The sequence below is a fragment of the Veillonellales bacterium genome, assembly GCA_039680175.1.
Classification (GTDB): domain Bacteria; phylum Bacillota; class Negativicutes; order JAAYSF01; family JAAYSF01; genus JBDKTO01.
Genome location: JBDKTO010000053.1, coordinates 1 through 2,642 on the forward strand (window position 1 = coordinate 1; position 2,642 = coordinate 2,642).

Annotated in this window: 3 protein-coding genes; 2 read left to right on the forward strand and 1 reads right to left on the reverse strand. The window is 42.1% G+C overall.

The features are described 5' to 3' along the window. On the forward strand, positions 1-355 hold a 355-nt coding region (locus ABFC84_08715), incomplete at its 5' end, for a TetR-like C-terminal domain-containing protein (GenBank protein MEN6412832.1). A gap of 243 nt (positions 356-598) precedes the next feature. Then, positions 599-2,053 carry an aldehyde dehydrogenase gene (gene aldA / locus ABFC84_08720; protein ID MEN6412833.1) on the forward strand — a complete coding sequence of 485 codons (1,455 nt, stop codon included), beginning with the start codon at positions 599-601 and terminating at the stop codon, positions 2,051-2,053. A 307-nt stretch (positions 2,054-2,360) separates the two neighbouring features. On the opposite strand, the gene ABFC84_08725 is transcribed toward aldA, so the two are convergent. Continuing rightward, the gene (locus ABFC84_08725) at positions 2,361-2,507 is read right to left on the reverse strand and encodes a hypothetical protein (protein ID MEN6412834.1); all 147 of its coding nucleotides are present in this window, start codon (positions 2,505-2,507) and stop codon (positions 2,361-2,363) included. Positions 2,508-2,642 lie beyond the last annotated feature (135 nt).

The window sequence follows — 2,642 nt, forward strand, 5'->3', positions numbered from 1 at the left end:
TCTGTCTTTAGAAGAAGGGTTAACTAAAAAATTCGAGTGTATGCAAGAAGAAAAATATTTTTTTATGTCAGCGTTTTCTTCCTCGGATCTTAATAACTTATTTCATTATGATTACTGCTGCATTTACCAATTTTATAAAGAGGTTGCCATAGCAAAGGGGCCCTTGACGGAAGATATTGTTTTTTTGCTGGAATTTTATTGCCGGAGCTCGATGGATATAACGGCTGACTGGGCAAGAAAAGGCATGAAAACTCCCCCGGCAACCATGGCGCGGCTTCTGGTGGATGCTATGCCGCCGCGTCTGCACGATTACTTAAGTGATTTATCGAACTATAAAGATACGACAGGAAGTTAGTATTCTTTTAGTTACTATACGAAAGCGCCCCTGGCAATGGTTATGCGGTTGTATAATGAGTGACAAAACAATAAAAATGTAAAGATATGTGACAGGTCGGTAATGAGTGAAACTTGTTCAAAATACATAATATTTTATAATTACAAATAGATGGAATTTTACAAAAAATAAGGACAGGGGGTCTTAGAGTATAATATTTCTTGATGGATAATGCATACATATCTAAGCGGAGGGGTAAATATTATGAAACAGTACCAATTGTTCATCAATGGAGAATTTATTGAAAATGGGTCTCGTGAAATGATTGAGGTTGTCAATCCGGCAACGGAAGAGGTCGTTTCTAAAGTACCGAAAGCTACCACTGAAGATGTAAATGCAGCCGTGGACGCTGCTTACGAGGCACAGAAGAGCTGGGCTAAGATTCCGCCTATTGAAAGAGCGGCATACTTGCTGGAACTGGCTGAGCTGGTAAAAGAAAACCAGGATTTATTTGCTAAAGTCACGGCGGAAGAAGTAGGTAAGGACATCACTCTGTCAGAAAAAGAAGCTAGCTGGCTTCCACAATATATGGAATATTTTGCCGGAATGGCTCGCCATCTGAAGGGTGAAATCATTACGAGTGACCGTCCCAATGAAAATATTTTTTTGTACAAAATGCCAATCGGTGTTGTTGCCGGAATCATGCCTTGGAATTTTCCTCTGTTCCTTATTGGACGCAAGGTTGCCCCAGCGCTCATCGCTGGTGATACAGTTGTCCTGAAACCTTCCAGTGATTCGCCGAACGGTTGCTATGAATTTGCCAAGCTGGTAGCCAAGAGTTCGCTGCCAAAAGGTGTTATCAATGTTATTACAGGCCGTGGGTCTGTTGTAGGTCAGGCCATGTCTGCCAATCCCAAAGTCAGTCTGGTCAGCATGACAGGCAGCGTGGAAGCAGGCACTAGGATCATGGAGGCGGCCGCACAGAATATCACTAAGGTTTCCTTGGAGCTGGGTGGCAAAGCACCGGTCATCGTTATGGATGACTGCAATATTGATAAGACCGTTGAATGGGTTTGGGCTTCCCGCATAGTGAATGGTGGTCAGGCATGCAATTGCGCTGAACGTGTATATGTGCAGGAAGGTATTGCCGAAGAATTCACGAAAAAAATTATTACCCGCATGGCCGCTACCAAGTGGGGTAATCCAGCTGATGATGCCAAGAAAGAATTCGATATGGGGCCAATGATCAACAAGCAGCAGGTTGAACATATCGACGAATTGGTCAAAAGTGCTGTGACTGAAGGCGGCAAGATTGCATGCGGCGGCAAGGCAGCTAAAATCAACGGCAAAGGCTTCTACTATGAACCTACGGTCATTACGGACTGCAGGCATTCCTTCCGGATTTTTCACGAAGAAATTTTCGGACCTGTCCTGCCGATCACGACCTTTAGGACATTGGATGAAGCCATTGAATATGCTAACGATTGTGAATTTGGCCTGACCTCTTCCATTTATACGACGAATACGGACACGATGATGAGGGCGTTGAACCAGATTAAATTTGGCGAAACTTATGTAAATCGGGAACACTTTGAAGCTTTCCAAGGCTTCCATCAGGGTGTGCGTAAATCCGGCATTGGCGGTGATGATGGGGAACACTGTCTGGATGAATTCCAGGTAACCCATGTTTGCTACGTCGACTACGATTTGAATAAATAATAACTTTGCAGTAGAAAAATACTTCCCTCAGTTCGCTGGTTCATAATTTGACTAGCTGGCAGGGGGAAGTGTTTTTGGATTTTAGAGTTGTTTTGCTGTCTCGGATATCATGTGCAACGTGGGCAGTAAGCATGTGCCTATAAAAGCCTTCATTGTGAGGGCACTATTTTTTATTCGAATTTCGGTTGATTTCTCTAAATTAATTTTAAAAATCACCGCTTATTTATAAACCGTAAACATCCCCAATATTCATATCCACTCTTTTCATCCCGGTGGCAATGCTGCTGGTTTTTTTACTTTCTGAAGCTTATTTTTTTTGGGCCTTGATTAAGTCTAGAATGCCGGTTTCGTGTACGATTTTAGATAATTTCTGGTTATCGGACAACCATTTTTCTTCTAATTCATGAGGACCTAAATATTCAACCCTCATACCTGTAATTTCCATATCACTCATAAACTTAGCAGGGCATGTTCATGAAAATTCAGTAGATAAAAAGCAGGAAAAACTGTAGCAAGAGAAAATTATAGCAATGAGGTGAAGAAGATGGAAAATCTCATTGCTATTTTAGAAAAAATGCCAGACCCAAGA

Coding starts and splice junctions, on each gene's coding strand:
- aldA (MEN6412833.1), top strand. CDS start 599: ATGAAACAGTACCAATTGTTCATCAATGGAGAATTTATTGAAAATGGG.
- ABFC84_08725 (MEN6412834.1), bottom strand. CDS start 2,507: ATGAGTGATATGGAAATTACAGGTATGAGGGTTGAATATTTAGGTCCT.